The organism is Flavobacterium sp. FlaQc-47 (assembly GCF_044006475.1).
In the GTDB taxonomy this organism is placed as follows: Bacteria; Bacteroidota; Bacteroidia; order Flavobacteriales; family Flavobacteriaceae; genus Flavobacterium.
Genome location: NZ_JBIPCQ010000007.1, coordinates 215483 through 232768, shown reverse-complemented (window position 1 = coordinate 232768; position 17286 = coordinate 215483). Strand labels below are relative to the sequence as shown.

Here is a 17286-nt window from a genome sequence, read left to right as displayed (position 1 = left end):
TATACTATGAAAAAAATTATATATACTATTCTAGCACTGGCTTTCCTTAGTTTTGAATCCTGCCAGACCGATTGGGACGAACTCAATAAAAATCCGAATCAATTAGAGAAACCGGCACCAGAGCTGGTAATGAACTACGTATTTCGTCAGAGTGTGGTACAAATGGCTAATAACAATATGAATTACTTATGGCCTTATGCCAATCAGATAACGATACAGGCATCTCGTTACAATACGCAGAATGACGGAAATTGGCAGAACCTGTATGTAAATGTTCTGGGTAACCTTACACAGTTAAAAAAATTATATGCCGGTGATCCTAATTATAACAATCGTTTACAAATTGCTACAATCTGGGAATGCTACATATATGCTTATCTAACAGGATTGCACGGTCCGGTTCCGATGTCCGAGGCAATGAGCAACAGTTCAAATATTAAATATGACAGTGAGAACGAGGTTTACACAGAGATCCTGGACAGGTTAAAGAAAGCTTCCGATGCCATAGATCTTAAAGGCGATAAATTAACGCTTGATCCGATATTGAGCGGCAGCAACGAGAAGTGGAAAAGATTTGCCAATTCGTTACGATTAAGGATTGCTTTGCGATGCCTAAAGAATGCTCCTGAAGCGGCAATACCTGCTATACAGGAGCTAATGCAGGACGAGCAGAATCTCATGACTTCAAACCTTGATAATCTAAGTCTGAAATTTGCAGCTGGTGATTCGAACGAATCTCCATATTATACAAGACTTGTCAGAAATACGGTAATCAACACGCAGTATCCAAAGATGAATTATTACCTGTTTACCTTTTTGCGATCGTACAAAGATCCGAGAATCGACGCCTATTTTGAGCGACCGGCAGAAAGCGATCGTTATACAATTACCGATACTTTAAGTCGTGCAGCAGATGATACCCTCAGTATAGTGACCTACAAAGCACCGCATATCGGTCAGGATAAAACCAATGCTCCATTACCACAGTGGGGACTCACGGGCACGAACCCATTATCGGGTATAGGTTTTAACAGTTATAGCAGTCTCAAGGGAACTATACTGGCAGATAATTACGCTTTTAAAATTATGGACTATTCAGAGGTCTGTTTTTTAAAAGCTGAAGTTGCTGAACTAGGTTTCGGAGGAAGTAAATCTGCAGATGACTATTACTACGATGGTATACGCTCCAGCCTAAATTCGTGGGCTATAACAGACAATCAGTTATACACGAACTATATAGCAAATAACGGTATCAAGTGGGATACACAAGGCAAAGGGTTTAATTATATTTTTGGTATTGTAAACTCAAGCATTCCCTCTGATAATTTGGCCAAAATTTATATTCAGAGGTGGCTTAACTATTACCCGGATGGTGCATTTGATGCATGGTGTCTGCAAAGGCAAACCCAGTCTTTGAACCTGCCGCCTATGACCCAATCGGGTAATCAGTTTTTAAGCAGTGATGTAACTGATATCCCCGATAGATGGGAATATCCTTTTTCGTCGAAGTCTTACAATAACGTAGGTTATTCCAATGCCGTGTCCTCTATTGGCGGAATTGACTATCCTAATGTGGTTTTAAATTTTGCTAAAACTCCTGTTCGTGTCAACTGGAAAGGGATTAGTGGATTTTATGATTTCTCGGCAGTGAGAAAACAATACGGGACTTCAATCGAAAGCCTTCAGGTACAAGATGTGCCCTACACTGTTGTTTCAAAATTTAAGAAAAAATAACAAATTAATTGCGTACTGATGAAAAGACATTTCACATATATAGCCTTTGGTCTTTGTTTACTAACCTCACTTTTTTCATGTGATAAGGACCCCGGCATTGATGACAATTTTTTAAATTATAAAATTGAAAAAATTCCCGCAACAAAAGATTATACCCTTGGGGCATTTTATATCAATTATGGAAATTTTAATCCTGCAATTTTGGAGGTTCCTAGTGTGGGCAAATATAATTTTACAAATGGCGTGCCTGCTCCAGCTGTTATGGCCAGCCATATACAACAGGCAGCAAAAGCCAAAATAAATTATTTTATTTTCTCACTGCGATCAGCAAACGGCAATCTTAGTAGTTACACTCAGGATTCTCTTCTTGTCAGGTCTTTCTTGAATGCGCCTGGCGGCGGTGATATGCATTTTGCGCTTTCTTATAACTTAAATATTGGTAGCAGTACGGCAGCTGGACAATTGCCAATTACCAATACTGCACCGATTGAAAACTTTCCTTCGTATCTCGAAGGGTTTTACAAGGATTTTGAGAGAATGACCAATTTTTTCAAACTGCCGAACTATCAGAAAGTAAATGACAAACCACTTATCATTATTACCCCTGCGCAGAATTTATCCTCGAAAGATAATCCGGCGCTCTATGCCGAGTTGAGAAGAAGAGTCAAAGCAAAGGGCTTTGATCTTTATATTGTGGGAATGCAGGACAGATGGTCACCCCCGCAACGTTTTTATTTTCGTTTTGAAAAGTGTGTGGATGCTATGTATGAAAGTAAAATGGTCGACACAGGGGATTCACCTGATCGAGTGTATCTATTTCCGCAGCTAGTTGATCAAAACTGGCAATATTGGAAAAGTTATTTAAAGGGAGTAAATATTGATTTTATTCCTTCCATTTCCCCTGGTTTTAATTACACGATCTTAAATCCATCAAGTAAAAACCTGCCTCTGGGAAGAAATGCAGGAGGCGCCAGCGAAGACGAAAAAGCCAATTTTTACCGTGATTTCTGCAATATCGCTAAAAAGAGTGCACCTGATAACGGACTTATATTTATTGATTCTTTCAATGAATGGAGGGTTGATTCTCAGATCGAATCTGCAGAAAGTTATGGAGACTTGTACCTGGATGTCACCAGACAGGAATTTAAATTAAACCCCTAAAAGAAAGGCAAAAATATACTGGCTGATTGCCCCGCTTTTTATAAATCGGTTTGGAGTGCCTGCTAGATTATAATAATGTTTGTTACTAACTAACCCAAAATAAAAATGAAAAAATCTATTTTAATTACCGCAATGTTTTTATGTGCCCTTTCTCAATCCAATGCTCAAGCTGTAATAGCCGATCGTGGTGAAGAACTAAAAGGATGGAGTGGAAAAACACCCGTTACATTGTCAGAGGATGCCAAGGAAGGAAAATATTCTCTGCAGTCCGAAGGTATAGGAGAATTTCGATTCAGGAAAGTATTTGAACCGGCCATCAACACTACTTTGGAGGGTAAGAGCGGCTTTATCGGTTTTTGGCTATTTGTCTCTGATGTGGAAGTTGTAAAAAAATCACCTGGATTTGTGGCGATTTCCAGCTCTGGAAAACTGGAACTTAATTCGCATCGTTTGAGTTTTAAAGACCTTGAGCTTAAAAATGGATGGAATAAAGTAATCCTGGAACTTAGCGAGCAATCCAATAAAGGTGGAGATTTTGATGCAACGCATTTCAATTACTTCATTCTATTTCAGAAAACCGATGTACCGGTAACATTTAAAATTGACAATATTCGTTTTGCCAAAGATAAAAAAGACCTGCAATAGTAATTGATTTACATAACTATTCAACATTTTATATCATGAAAAAATTAATAATTTTCGTATTGGTAATTTCGGGTATTTTATCGGGATGTGCTGAAACCGAACAACCTGCGAAGCAGACATCTTTAGCAGTGGGTAAGGACGCTTACGAGTATTTAAATACGGATGAAAAAGGAACAATCCCTGTTGTCTGTAACATAAACTGGTTTGCGACAAGTGACCAGTCCTGGTGTAAAGCAGTGAGGGCAGGTGATAATGTGGTACTGACAATGGAAAAGAATACCACCGTTTTCAAGAGAACCGCAAAGATTTTGGTAAGTGCCAGCATTGGCGGTCTGAAAAGACCGGTCTCCATCACACAAAACGGTGATGTACCGACACTGATTGTCGAGCAGTCGGAATATAATTTTAAGGATCTCGGTGGTGAGGCAAACTTAAAAGTTACCAGCAATCTGGCGTGGAAGGCAAGCAGTGATTCAAAGACATGGTGCACCGTTACAAAAGCGGGAGACGGGGTAAAAATTGTTGTTAATTCAACTGCTCAAACAACAGCAAGACAAGCCAAAATTACAATTTCAGGAGAGGTTGTCGGTGTTGAGAAAATAGTGCTTATTAATCAGGAAGCGGCTGCATTCGGAGTGGACAAGTCCAATTTTGAATTTCCAATAGGAGCAGTAAGTGAGGAGGCAAATGTTACCTCAAGCACGCCTTGGAGCTTGACGGTAAGTGCACCGTGGATCAACGCTGTAAAAGATAATAATAAATTAAAGATAAGTGTACCGGCCAATAATGGCCCAGAGAGAACAGGTGAGATTATTATCACAGCTGGAACAGCTAGCGCTACCCTGTATCTGAAACAAAGCGGACTTGCGGGTCTTGAACTGGACAGACAAGCACTTATTGCCCTTTACAACTCCTTGAACGGTGCGGCTTGGAGCGGTGTTAAATGGAATATTGATAAACCTTTACTGGCCGGAGCGAATTTAACGGACTGGAACGGGGTTACAGTTACAAGTGTGGCAGGTGTCAATAGGGTTACCAATATTAATCTGGGAGACAGGAAACTAATAGGTATTGTCCCAACAGAGATTGGGTATTTATCTGAAATATTAAGCATTAACCTTAATCTGATAAACAATACAGACGGGAGGCTACCTGTTTCAATAGGAAATCTTACCAAATTACAGACACTGATAATGAGTCGAAGTAAACTTACTCAGATACCCGATGTAGTGTTCACCTTAAAGTCGCTTAAAACGTTAAATTTCCAATCCTCTACTACCCTTAGCGGTAGTATTCCTGAGGGCCTAGCTAATCTAACGGGACTCACTACACTGGAATTACAGAATTGTAATTTCACGGGAACGATTGCCCCTGGGATATTTGGAAAATTAATTCTTCTGAACTCCCTTAAGTTAAATGCAAACAAGCTTAAAGGAGAAATTCCTGAGGATATGAAATCGAACCTGAAGTGGAGTTCCTGGACTTCGGGTACCAATATCTGTCCCCAACAGGCAACTTTCGGATTTACAAATTGTCCATAAAAATAATAATTAGTTCATAGGACCAGTTATGCTGGTTCTTTGACCTGTCTTAAAAAAAGGAAGGGAGAAAGGTTATGAAAAATTTCAAAGTAAATACAAAAAGGCCGATTTGCATCTGGATGAAGTACATAATGCTGATGTGTTGCAACTCTTTAGTTTTGGGATGCAAGATGCAAAAGGCAACTGAGAAAACTGCAGAGAATCCTTTTATACGCAATATGTATACCGCTGATCCTTCTGCGCACGTTTGGAAGGATGGCAGATTATATGTATATCCTTCGCATGACGTAGATCCTCCACGTGGCTGCGATCTTATGGATCAATATCATGTTTTTTCCACAGATGATATGGTTCAATGGAAAGACCACGGTGAAATTCTGCGCGCTTCACAAGTTCCCTGGGGACGCAAAGAGGGAGGTTTTATGTGGGCGCCGGATTGCGCCTATAAAAATGGGATGTATTACTTCTACTTTCCTCATCCAAGTGGAACACAATGGAATAAAACATGGAAAGTTGGAATTGCCATCAGTAAAAAGCTCGCCAGCGATTTTAAAGTAGTGGGTTATCTTGAACTTGGGGATGATAATTATGCCATGATAGATCCTTGTGTTTTTATAGATGAGGATGGGCAGGCGTATTTTTACTACGGGGGTGGTGAGCGGTGTGCAGGCGGTAAATTAAAGGATAACATGAGCGAGATTGCTTCTCCGATGATCTTTATGGAGGGACTAAAAGACTTTCATGAAGCGACCTGGGTCTTTAAAAGGAAAGGAATTTATTATTTAACTTATGCAGACAACCATAGGCAAGGAAATAAGGGAGCCAACAGGCTAAGTTATGCAACCAGCACTAAGCCCTTGGGCCCTTGGACTTATAGAGGTGTGTACCTGGATTCTACGGGCTGCGATACAAGTCATGGTTCGGTTGTAGAATATAAGGGACAATGGTATGCTTTTTATCACAATAGTATACTTTCAGGCAGAGGCAATCTTCGCTCTATAGCGGTAGATAAGTTAAACTTTAATAAGGATGGGACGATCCAAAAAATTACGCAAACAGGGATAGTTCAACGTCAAGTTGAAGATAAAAAAAATTAATATAAATTTTTGAAGCTAAAAAAGAGAAACCTACTGCGCTTCACTGGCCCGATGTCTTGCCGGTGAGACAGAAAAATATTTTTCAACGAAATTAACTGCCTTTTTAGTAGGGTGTTAATTTTATCCACATAAAACATGTGTCGCAACTGTTGCAGGGCTATTGTCTACAAAATATTTTGGTTATGTGAAATTTGAGCTACAAGTACTAAACAAATGAAAAAATATAATTATAATAAAATATTAATAATGAAAGATTTCAAAAAATGTTTTTTTATTATACTGTTATTAATGATGACCGTAAGCTACGGCCAGCAAAAATCCAGTATTACCTTCAACGAAACCTTTGCTCCAAGTGAAAGTTTCGTGAAAGCTGCAGAAAAGCCATACAGAGATGATATATGTCTGAATGGCAGTTGGGAATTTCAACCAATTAAACTTGCCCCTTCATTTAAGGAGAGCATTGATCCGTGCCCGGATTTACCTCGGGCAGACAACAACAAATGGTCAAAGACCGCTGTGCGCATACCTTCTCCTTGGAACGTGAATAGTTTTGCTGATAAAAAATCAGAAGGCGGTGATTTCCGTACCTATCCAAGTTATCCAAAGGATTGGGAAGACATAAAAATGGGATGGCTAAGGAAAAAATTTACTGTTCCTGAAAGCTTTAAAGGCAAACGTATAATGCTTCACTTTGAAGCTCTCGCAGGTGATGCAGAGTTTATATTAAACGGAAAAGCAGTCGGGTCGCATTTTGGAATTTTCCTGCCTTTTGACATTGACATCACAGATGCTGTGCAGTTTAGTAAGGAAAATGAGTTGTTAATTGGAGTTAGAAAACCTTCCCTTTTTGATCAACGAAGCGATTTTGGAAGGCGAACCTATCAAGCAGGTTCTTTTTGGGGGCAGCATATAGTGGGCATATGGCAGGATGTTTACGTGGTATCAAAACCTCTTGTGAGCATTGAAGATGTATTTGTACAGCCGCTTGTAGACCAGAAAAAGCTGGAGGTTGAAGTAACTTTGGTTAACAAGTCACAAAAATCAGTTAGTTTAAATTTGGAGTCTGGTGCATTCAAATGGTTACTTAAAAAAGATGGGATGGGAATGCCGCTGCCAGGTTCCGATACAGAAAAAAAGGCATCGATTATATTTCCTGCGGCTACCGTTAAATTAAAGGCGCAAGAAACATTGAAAATTAAACTGGTCGCGGCTGTTAACGGTGAATTAAGTGAGTGGTCACCCGAGCAACCAGATTTATATGGATTAACAATTAATGCTAAAAGCAAAGACATTACCATTGATAGTAAGTATACCCGTTTTGGATGGAGACAAACGGCATTAAGAAATGGTAAGTTTTATTTGAACGGTAAAGCTGTTGTCATGAAAGGTGATTCCTGGCATTTTATGGGCATACCACAAATGACCAGACGCTATGCGTGGGCCTGGTACAAGGCTATTGGAGATGCTAATCTGAATGCTGTTCGTTTACACGCCCAACCGTATCCTTCCTTTTATTTGGATATGGCTGATGAAATGGGAATATTGGTACTTGACGAAACGGCAGTTTGGGCAAGTGACGGGGGACCTAAATTGAATTCAGATGCGTATTGGAAAGATTCTGAGACACATTTAAGAGAATTAATATTAAGAGATAGAAATCATCCAGCCGTAATAGGGTGGAGTGTTTCCAATGAAGTAATGCCAATTGTCAGAGGAGTTATGCGTAACCCGCCCGGTATGAAAGAAAAACTGGTGAGTTATTATGAAATTTGGGCATCAATATGCAGAGAAAATGACGTAACGCGTCCGTGGATATCTGCTGATGGCGAGGATGATGGTGAAGGAAAACTACCTGTTTATCTGGTTCATTATGGAGGTCTTGATGCAATGACAAGAGGAGAAAAAAGTACTAAACCTTGGGGAGTTGGAGAAGCTGGGAATGCGTATTACGGAACACCGGAGCAAGTTTCGGAATCTAACGGAGTACGTGCATATGAATCGTTTCAGGGACGAATGGAAGGTGTAGCGGCTTCATCCTATAAATCACTTGTTGCCCAGCGTGAAAGGAAAGCATCCTACCAAAGTGTTTTTAACTTAGTATGGTATGGACTAAAACCCCTTGCGTTAGGAAAGAAAAATTTAAGTGTTGCTCCTTCATTGGAAGAAGGAATTTATTTTACGCAATTTCAGGAGGGCAAACCTGGAGTACAACCAGAACGCTTAGGTCCATATTCTACAACGCTTAACCCCGGTTATGATACTTCTCTTCCACTTTATCAAACATGGCCTTTATTTGATGCAATTCGGGATGCTTCAGCGCAAACCCCGCTTGCTACAAAATGGGTATATGCCAGTCCGACATCAAAAGCAGATAAAATAGTAAAAAGCGTAACTTCTTTAAAAGTTGTTGCAGGTTCGGGAAGTGTTTTAAATTCAGAACTTAACAGAATTGGTGTTCCTACTGGCAGAATGGATAAAGAGGCAATCCCTGCTATATTATTTATTGATGGAGTGGTACCTCCTGATCAATCTTTAAAAGAGACCATTTCCAAAGTATTGCAAAAGGGAGGAAAAGTTGTGGTTTGGGGAGTAGGATCCCAAAAGCTGACCGAATTAAATAAACTCCTTCCAGCGCCAATTGAATTAACAAATCGCTCAGCATCATCTTTGTTACCTGCTACAGATCATGAAGTTATAAGTGGGCTATCAGCGGCGGACATGTATTTTTCGGAACTTATTCCGGCAGATATTGTTAAAAATGGATTAAGTGGTGCTTTGGTGAAAGAAAGTCAGGTGCTTTTAAAAATGAATGATACGGATTGGCTGAAATGGAACAAGCAGCCAGAATATGCCAAGACTGCTATGATTTTGCGTTCTGAATTGGAAAGCAAACCTGAGGGTGCGGTAATGATTTGCAAAAATATAGATAAAGGCCAACTTATTGTGACCACTTTGCCTGGGTCCCCGAGATTAGCCAAAGGAGAAAAAATGGTTAGAGAAATTTTGTCAAATATGGGAATTCCGCTCGAAACAAGTGCAAACGCCGGAAAACCCATGTCAAAGACAGGTGATTTAGTTAAAGTATTGGCAGCGGGAAGCTTTCCGGTAAATTCCATTGATGAAGCTGCAAAACTAAATGTGGTAAAACCCTCTGAAGTTGATAAGATTAAGGCAGATATACCTGTAAATGGAAAGCCGTGGAGGATTGTTTCGGTTGAAAATAATTTATTCGATTTTACAAAAGTAGATTTTGATGGGCCTAAGGAAAATACTGGTGCCTATTTAAGTTTTTGGATATCGAGTCCAAGGTCACTTCAGGATCTTTTAATCGAGCCGAATATTCCGGTTGTAAATTTCGAGGCTGCGGGAGATCAGGCAATACAGGTTTGGTTGAATGGAAAACTTGTTATTGAAAAGACAAACACGGGATCAGGTGACAATATTAAGGCGGTAGCAGAAGCACTTAAACTACAACAGGGCTGGAATCATTTTCTCATAAAAGTGGTGCGCGGTAAAGGCAAATGGCAATTTCATGGCCGATTCACAAGCAGTCAGCCGGCATTTCTTTCTGAGCTAGGTTCAGCCTTAGAGAAACCATAAAGAGTGTGATAACGATTTGAAAACTAATTCAAGCTTTGCTTGCTCACATTTCTTAAAAAAGATTTTTCTAATGAAAAGTAAAAAGGTTTCCATAAAGAATATTGCTGATGAACTTAAGATTTCTATCAGCACTGTTTCATTTATTTTAAATGGAAAGGCGCAAGAAATGCATATTTCCAACGAGCTTTCACAAAAGGTCTTGGAATATGCCAAATTGATCGATTATAAGCCCAATCATGTGGCTCAGAGCCTTCGCACAGGAAAATCCAGAAACCTGGTTTTTATGATGGAGGATATTTCGAATAATTTTTTTTCAAAAGTAGCAAGGATTTTTGAAGACATGATATTCAGTAAGGGATACAAGGTGATTTTTTGCAGTAATGCAAATGATGATAAAAAATCAAAGGAGTTAATTAATTTTTTCAAACTGAACCAGGTGGACGGATTCATTATTGTTCCTTCTCCCGGTTTGCAGAACACAATTGAAGAGTTGTTAAACGAGAACATACCGGTGGTGTTACTTGATCGTTTTTTTGAAGAACTGAAATGTTCCAGCATTGTTGTGGATAACCATCGCGCTGCACTGGAGGCAACACTGCATTTGGTTAAGAATCAATTTAAAAACATTGGATTTATTACCACAATTTCGGAACAGACTCAAATGAAAGACCGTCTATCAGGCTATGAGACAGCAATCATTGAAAGTGGTTTACAACCGAATGTACTGCGCGTTCCCTATGATGGAATATTTGACGGGAGCGCACAGAAATTAATTAAAAATTTTTTAGAACAGCCAAGTGGCCTGGATGCCGTTTTTTTTGCTACCAATTATCTTGCACAAAGCGGCCTGGAGGTATTTGATAACGGCTGGCGGAACAAACTGGGAATTATTGCATATGATGACAATGAAATGTTTAAGATTTCCGACATTTCAATTACAGCGGTATCACAACCGGTCTACGAAATATGTGTAAAACTTATGGAAATTATCTTTGAGTTGCTCGATAATAACAATGCTGATCATAATGATCAAAGATTAGTTTTACAGACCAAGTTGATAATACGAGAATCATCAATGACCAAGTAAAAAAAGTAGAAATAATTCAATGATCACTAGCCAACATTTGAAACAATTAATAAAGTAAAATGAGAAAAATATTAACGTTGGGAATGCTGCTTTTTGTTTTTAGTACAATTTTAGGGCAGAAAAAAACTTTTGATGTTGATTTGTGGCCAGAGGGGCTTCCCAACAGCAATGGTGTCGATAAGAGCCAGGTTTTTGATGATGCCAAAAAGAATTATAAACCATCTATAAGGGTGTACCTTCCAGATTCTTCTATTGCAACAGGACGCGCTGTTATAGCTTTTCCAGGGGGTGGTTATGATCATCTGGCACTGGAGCATGAGGGTTATGAGTGGGCTCCTTTTTTTAACAATATGGGAATTGCCCTTATTGTTGTTAAGTATCGTATGCCGCTGGGAAATCCCGAAGTTCCTTTCTCGGATGCTTCTAAGGCGATTGGTGTTGTCAAGGAAAATGCAAAACAATGGAATATAAATCCCAATGATGTTGGGGTAATGGGAAGTTCCGCAGGCGGTCATTTGGCCTCTACGGTATCTACTCACAGCGAGGCCATGCTTCGTCCTGCTTTTCAAATCCTTTTTTATCCAGTGATCTCCATGGAAAAAAGCATAGGACATGGGGGATCCCGTCTGAATTTACTGGGAAAGGAAGTGGCAGAAGATAAGCAGAAGTTTTATAGTAACGACCTCTGGGTAAATCGTTATTCGCCCAGGGCATTTGTTGCACTATCGGATGATGATCTGGAAGTAGAGCCTCTTAACGGGGTTAACTACTACGTAGCACTTAAAAAAAATCAGGTTCCCTCTTCACTTTATGTTTATCCCTCGGGCGGTCATGGATGGGGTTACAGTAAGACATCATTTGCCTATCATAAGGAAGTGCAGCAGGAACTTGGCAACTGGCTCCGTAGCTTTACAGCCCCGGGCAAAAATATAGTCCGAATCGCCTTTATTGGGGATAGTACTACATTTGGCAGTGGAATTCCAAATCGTTTAAACGATTCTTATCCATCTCAGTTGGGATCGTTGTTGGGCAGCGGTTACTGGGTGATGAATTTTGGGGCAGGCGGAAATACACTATTAAAAAAAGGTAATAATCCTTATATGAATGGACCCTCGTGGAAAGAAGCTTTAAATTTCAGTCCTGATATTGCTGTCATTTTGCTAGGTACCAATGATAGTAAGGCCAATAACTGGGAAAAGAAAGAAGGTTTTGAAGATGATTTGCAAACTATGATTGACTCTTTGCAAAGAATTTCTTCTCATCCTAAGATTTATATAGGATTCCCAATTAAGGCATATAGCCAGCGATTTGGTATAAGCGATACAACGATAACCGAGCAAATTATTCCCTTGATTAAAAAAGTAGCTACAAGAAATAAAATCGCTACCATTGATTTTCATTTAGTAACAGATGGACATCCGGATTTATTTGTAGACGAAATACATCCAAATGTGAAAGGTGCTGCTCTTCTTGCCAGGGCAGTTACCGATGTTATTGTCCAAGAAAAAAAACTGTCAGATAACAAATAATACGGCAATATTTTAACAGGAATTTATTCCTGTGAATACGAATAGCTAATAAACTATAACTAACACTATGAAAAGAAGAAAAATAAATACAAATTGGTATAACTTGATATTTTTGATTGTACTGCTCTTGGGACACAGGGGATTTGCCATTGTCAGACTACCCGCCCTGATTGCGGATCATTTAATTTTGCAACGCGATATATCTATTCCAGTTTGGGGATGGGGCAATCCGGGTGAGAAAATTTCTTTAGAATTTGATAAAAAAACATATCAGGCCGTTACGGACGCTAATGGTAATTGGTCTGTGAAAATGGATCGCCACAAAGCAGGAGGACCATATAAAATGGTAGTAAAAGGGGAAAGTAATACCATTACGGTTCAAGACATATTGATAGGGGACGTTTATCTTTGCTCGGGACAGTCCAATATGGAAAGAGGTATTGACAGAACTTTATACGCGGAGGATTATAAAAATTCGACCAATGATCAGATCCGCCAATTCAAAGTAGGTAAGCAGGCCTCCGATACGGTGCGCATCGATATTAAACTATATACGGGCTGGCAGGCTGCTTCACCGCAAACGTTAGGGAATTTCAGCGCTGTTGCCTATTTTTTTGCCAATACTTTACAGGAAAAGCTTAAGATACCAATAGGTATTATCAATACAAGTTATAGTGCTTCACTGGCTGAGGCTTGGATTAGCCGCGAGGGCCTCAAAGATTTCCCTGCATTTTACGACCAGCCAAAAAATAAGAGCGAACAATACAATCCGATGTTACTCTATAATGCGATGTTGGCTCCTCTGACCAATTTTGCCTTTAAAGGAGTTCTTTGGTATCAGGGAGAATTTAATGCAAACCGTGCCTATCAGTACAGAACACTTTTGCCCGCATTGATAACTGATTGGAGAGACAAATTTAAAAAACCCAAATTGCCTTTTATTATAATTCAGCTTCCTAATTATAACAAGGCAGTTGATGTTCCGCAGCAAAGTAATATAGCAGAGCTACGGGAAGCACAAGCTATGGCTTCAAGTACTTCTTTTACAGCCCTGGTTACTACAATTGATATTAACAGCAATGAGGATTTGCATCCTAAAGAAAAAAAACCAATCGGTTTCAGGTCAGCCTTGGCCGCTGAAAAACTTATCTATGGATTAAACGGTATTGTCACCGGTCCGATCTTTCGCTCCCAAACCATACAAGGAAATAAAATTATTTTGTCATTTGATAACACAGGTAGCGGACTAAAGGCATTAGGTACAGATCATTTAAAGTATTTCACTATCGCGGGAGAGGACAGGAAATTTGTAAATGCCAGTGCCGTTATAATAAATAACAATACTGTAGAAGTGAGCAGTGCAGAGGTAGCAAATCCTGTTTCGGTAAGATATGCATGGGCGGACAATCCACAAGGGGTGAACTTTTTCAACAAAGAAGGCTTTCCCGCGGCGCCTTTTAGAACAGATGATTGGCCCGGTATTACAAAACCAAAATGATAAGTAATGACTGCGACGCTTTGTTACAAAAAATTGTTTATTCAAGCCAATGTAGGCAGTAGCCTTAAATAAGATTCTCTATTAGACGTTACTGCGAATTTAAAATAGAACCTAATACAGGATAACTGTGTTAGGTTTTTTTATTTAATGATTGAACCGTCATTGAAAGTCTGAGAAAGCAAAGAGCTTCCATTTATAACTTTGAAATTTTGCTGAATCTCTTTTGAATTACCGATGAAAAAGTTCGTTCAAGAACGGTGTAGTTATATTTGAAATTGCTCAAAGTCCCGTACCTATTCTTGAAGAGAGAATAAATACGGGACAAATGGAGCAACCTAATTAACTAAAAAACATATGCCCGCTCAATAAAGCGGACTTTATTATTAAATACTAATTGAACTTCAAAATTGAGTTCAATATCTTTCCAACTAAAGTAATAGGTGGTTTTACCCATATTTATACCTCAGTGTGCCATACCTATTTTTACCTTGCAGTTATTTCTTACTTCCAGTCGTCTGTTCTAAAAGGGGCTACAGGAATTCCGGATAATCCAAAAATACTGGCTTCTGCATAATTTTTGTAGTCATATCTGACAGCTACCGGATCGGGCACTTTATCACTGGATACGGCAAGTCTTGCAGTTGCAGTTTCAATTTCGGCTTTTGCCGGATAAAAGACTTTATCGTCTCCGGCTATTTCAAATCCTTTTAAATCAGTCCACATTGGGCTAATACCGCGATCTGCGTTATTAAAGTTGATGTAAATCTTTTGCTCTTTTTTCTCCATTGATTTATAAACCGGAGGGATGTATCCAAAACCCTTGCGGCCATATGTAGCACCGAGCGCCCATAGAGCAAGCCTTTCACCAACGGTTTGTTTGTCCATTGGATGAATAAAAGTGGGATGACCAACATCCATTGTAGTGACCATTCCGGAGTTTGGTATGTCGTTCATATTTTGAAGTTGAACTTCACGGAGTCGGGCTGCTGAAGTGCCGTTTGCTCCTTCATAATTGAATGGTGCTATTTGGACGAAGTAAAATGGAAATTCCCCAATATTCCATTTGCTGCGTAAATCTTTAACAAAGGCAGGCATCAGCCTAGCATACAGGTCAGCATTTTTACAATTGCTTTCTCCCTGATACCATAAAAAGCCTTTAATAGCGAAATTGGTCAAGGGTGCAATTTTTGCATTATAATTTACGCATGGGGCAGTGCTAAGCTTTTTATCTATTGGGTCCTGGTTATCAAGAATAGAAAGATCTACTTCTTTGAAGGGCGCAATTGCCTCACGGCTCATCCAAGTTTCGACCATTGAACCTCCTAGAGAAGATACTATTATACCTACCGGAACATCCAGGACTTCTTGCACATATTGGGCAAAATAATAAGCTGTTGCACTGGTGTTGGCTACATTCTCAGGTGAATTGTCCAGCCATTTTCCCTGAATATCTTCAGAAGGTTTTTTACTTCCTTGTCTTACCCAGCTGCCATCTTTGGAGTCTGTGATAAACATTCTTATTGGCACTTTTGCCTTCGCCTTGCTAATTACAACATTTGCATCTTTCAGGGGCTGACGATCAAAGCCACGCATAGGCATTTCCATATTGGACTGCCCTGAGCAGAACCAAACTTCTCCTATAAGAATATTGTTGAGAATCAGTACTTCGCCATCAGAAATAGTGATCTGATAAGGTCCGCCTGCGACAGGTGTACTAATAGATAAAATCCAGTTCCCCTTCTTGTCTGAGGTTGTCGTATATGATTTTTTATCCCATGAGGTTTTTATTTTTATCTCGGTACTTTCCTTAGACCATCCCCATAATTTGGTTGTCGTTTTTTGCTGTAATACCATGTTATCAGCCAGCACCGATGGAAGTTTAATTTTTGCCTGAAGACTTGTAAAGATTAGCAGGAAGGCTATGAAATTTATTGATTTAAGATGTCTTGTTTTCATTATTTAAAGATATTTATTTTTATAATTGTTATTTTTTGTTGCGTTGGACTATATCAAAAATATGATGCGGTGTTAAATTATTTATTTAATTTTGGGAGTGAATTTACGGGCTTTACCCCTGTTCGGGTTGGTGTCATTGCCTTAATTGTTCCATCGGGGTTAAAATTCAGGTAATCAATACACGAGGTTCGCTGGTAGGGCCCGCCTGGGAAGACATCATAATGGTAAGCAAGATAATATTGTCCTTGCACCTCAATAACAGAACCGTGGGCCGTTTTTGAAATTGTGAATGTATCGTTGCCAGAAAAAAAATCTCCTTTGTACTCAAAAGGTCCGGAAATGTCATCAGCCATCCAATAGCGCAAGGAAGCGTAACCGCCACCGATGATATAAACCTTGCCTTTTCTTTCAAATACAAAAGGGCCCTCGTGAAATTTATCACCTAAGGAAAGTTCAACTTTCGAATTAGGTTCTATCTCAACCATGTTTTCTTTTAATGTAAATACAGCAGCATAGAACGGCGTATTGAGGCTCTTTCTTTCCGATATGATCAGATAATTCTTGCCTTTATAGAAAAAAACAGCAGGATCATACGCCTGGGGATAGCCATCGGGTTTTCTATAAAGACTTATTGGATTTAGGAACGGGCCGACAGGTGAGCTACTTTCTGCTACCCCAATATGATCACCTTGGGGAAAGTACAGGTAGAAATGACTGTTTTTTTCTGCAGCATCGGGTGCCCAAAATGGACCGCTCCATGTCGTTTGTGAACTTTTTAAGGCTACTCCGTGATCTGTCCAGTTGACCAGGTTATCTGAAGAAAATACGTGGTAGTCTTCCATATCCCATTTGCCTGGAATGTCCTTATCATGGGAACCGTAAATGTAAAACTTGCCATCACGCCATTGATGAATGGATGGGTCGGCAGTGAATGGATATTTTATTACAGGGTTCTGAGAGGTGCAAATAAAAGTAATAAAGAATGAAAATATCAAATAATTATTTTTTTTCATGGCAAATTTATTATTTTGGGTATTGGCAATTTAATTGATCTGGTTGGTAAACTACTTTTTTTACAATGGTTTAGTTTGCAAAGTTGTGTAAAACTTGTTGCTGTCTATGAATAATATGCGGCTTTCGGCTAGGCGAATATGTATAAAAAGCTACAATCAATATATAAACTTAGATTGATTTTATTTGGCTATGCTCTGTGTTTTTAAAAATGTACTTCGATATCCAACATTCCAATCCATAGATTATTACAGCGGGTCATTTGTGAACTAATTGAGTGCATTTAATTTTTTGAAGCTACAACTACCAGATAGGATAGTGAAGATTACTTAGGATTTGTTTTTTCATGATTTTTTTAAAATTGGTTTAAATAGTTAATAAGTAGCGCAAAAATAGGAGCACGCATTAATTTAAAATTAAAAAACAA

General features: G+C 39.2%; 11 protein-coding genes. 9 read left to right on the top strand and 2 right to left on the bottom strand.

What is annotated here, in order from left to right; translation table 11 throughout:
- Window positions 1-6 precede the first annotated feature (6 nt).
- The 9 genes from ACHRVX_RS20550 to ACHRVX_RS20510 all read left to right on the top strand — a co-directional run bounded on the left by ACHRVX_RS20550 (window position 7) and on the right by ACHRVX_RS20510 (window position 13892).
- Window positions 7-1734, top strand: a complete 1728-nt coding sequence (locus ACHRVX_RS20550; RefSeq protein ID WP_395335706.1) for a SusD/RagB family nutrient-binding outer membrane lipoprotein — start codon at window positions 7-9, stop codon at window positions 1732-1734.
- Window positions 1735-1752: 18 nt separating this feature from the next.
- On the top strand, window positions 1753-2895 hold the full coding sequence (locus ACHRVX_RS20545; RefSeq protein WP_395335703.1) for a glycoside hydrolase family 99-like domain-containing protein: 1143 nt from the start codon (window positions 1753-1755) through the stop codon (window positions 2893-2895).
- A gap of 105 nt (window positions 2896-3000) precedes the next feature.
- Window positions 3001-3540 carry a hypothetical protein gene (locus ACHRVX_RS20540; RefSeq protein ID WP_395335700.1) on the top strand — a complete coding sequence of 180 codons (540 nt, stop codon included), beginning with the start codon at window positions 3001-3003 and terminating at the stop codon, window positions 3538-3540.
- Between the two features lie 35 nt (window positions 3541-3575).
- Window positions 3576-5081: a BACON domain-containing protein gene (locus tag ACHRVX_RS20535; protein WP_395335698.1), complete on the top strand. Its 1506-nt coding sequence runs from the start codon at window positions 3576-3578 to the stop codon at window positions 5079-5081.
- 74 nt (window positions 5082-5155) lie between these two features.
- Window positions 5156-6178, top strand: a complete 1023-nt coding sequence (locus tag ACHRVX_RS20530; protein ID WP_395335696.1) for a family 43 glycosylhydrolase — start codon at window positions 5156-5158, stop codon at window positions 6176-6178.
- 246 nt (window positions 6179-6424) lie between these two features.
- Window positions 6425-9778, top strand: a complete 3354-nt coding sequence (locus ACHRVX_RS20525) for a glycoside hydrolase family 2 protein (protein ID WP_395335694.1) — start codon at window positions 6425-6427, stop codon at window positions 9776-9778.
- Window positions 9779-9848: 70 nt separating this feature from the next.
- Window positions 9849-10865, top strand: coding sequence for a LacI family DNA-binding transcriptional regulator (locus ACHRVX_RS20520; RefSeq protein ID WP_395335691.1), 1017 nt, complete (start codon window positions 9849-9851; stop codon window positions 10863-10865).
- Window positions 10866-10924: 59 nt separating this feature from the next.
- Entirely contained in the window at window positions 10925-12394 is a 1470-nt protein-coding gene (locus ACHRVX_RS20515; RefSeq protein WP_395335689.1) for a GDSL-type esterase/lipase family protein, read from the top strand.
- 67 nt (window positions 12395-12461) lie between these two features.
- Entirely contained in the window at window positions 12462-13892 is a 1431-nt protein-coding gene (locus tag ACHRVX_RS20510; RefSeq protein WP_395335686.1) for a sialate O-acetylesterase, read from the top strand.
- A gap of 501 nt (window positions 13893-14393) precedes the next feature.
- Here ACHRVX_RS20510 and ACHRVX_RS20505 read toward each other — a convergent pair.
- Together ACHRVX_RS20505 and ACHRVX_RS20500 are read right to left on the bottom strand one after the other, a co-directional pair.
- Entirely contained in the window at window positions 14394-15746 is a 1353-nt protein-coding gene (locus ACHRVX_RS20505) for a sialate O-acetylesterase (protein WP_395335783.1), read from the bottom strand.
- A 179-nt stretch (window positions 15747-15925) separates the two neighbouring features.
- Complete coding sequence (locus tag ACHRVX_RS20500) at window positions 15926-16861, bottom strand: family 43 glycosylhydrolase (RefSeq protein WP_395335683.1); 936 nt, start codon at window positions 16859-16861, stop codon at window positions 15926-15928.
- Window positions 16862-17286 lie beyond the last annotated feature (425 nt).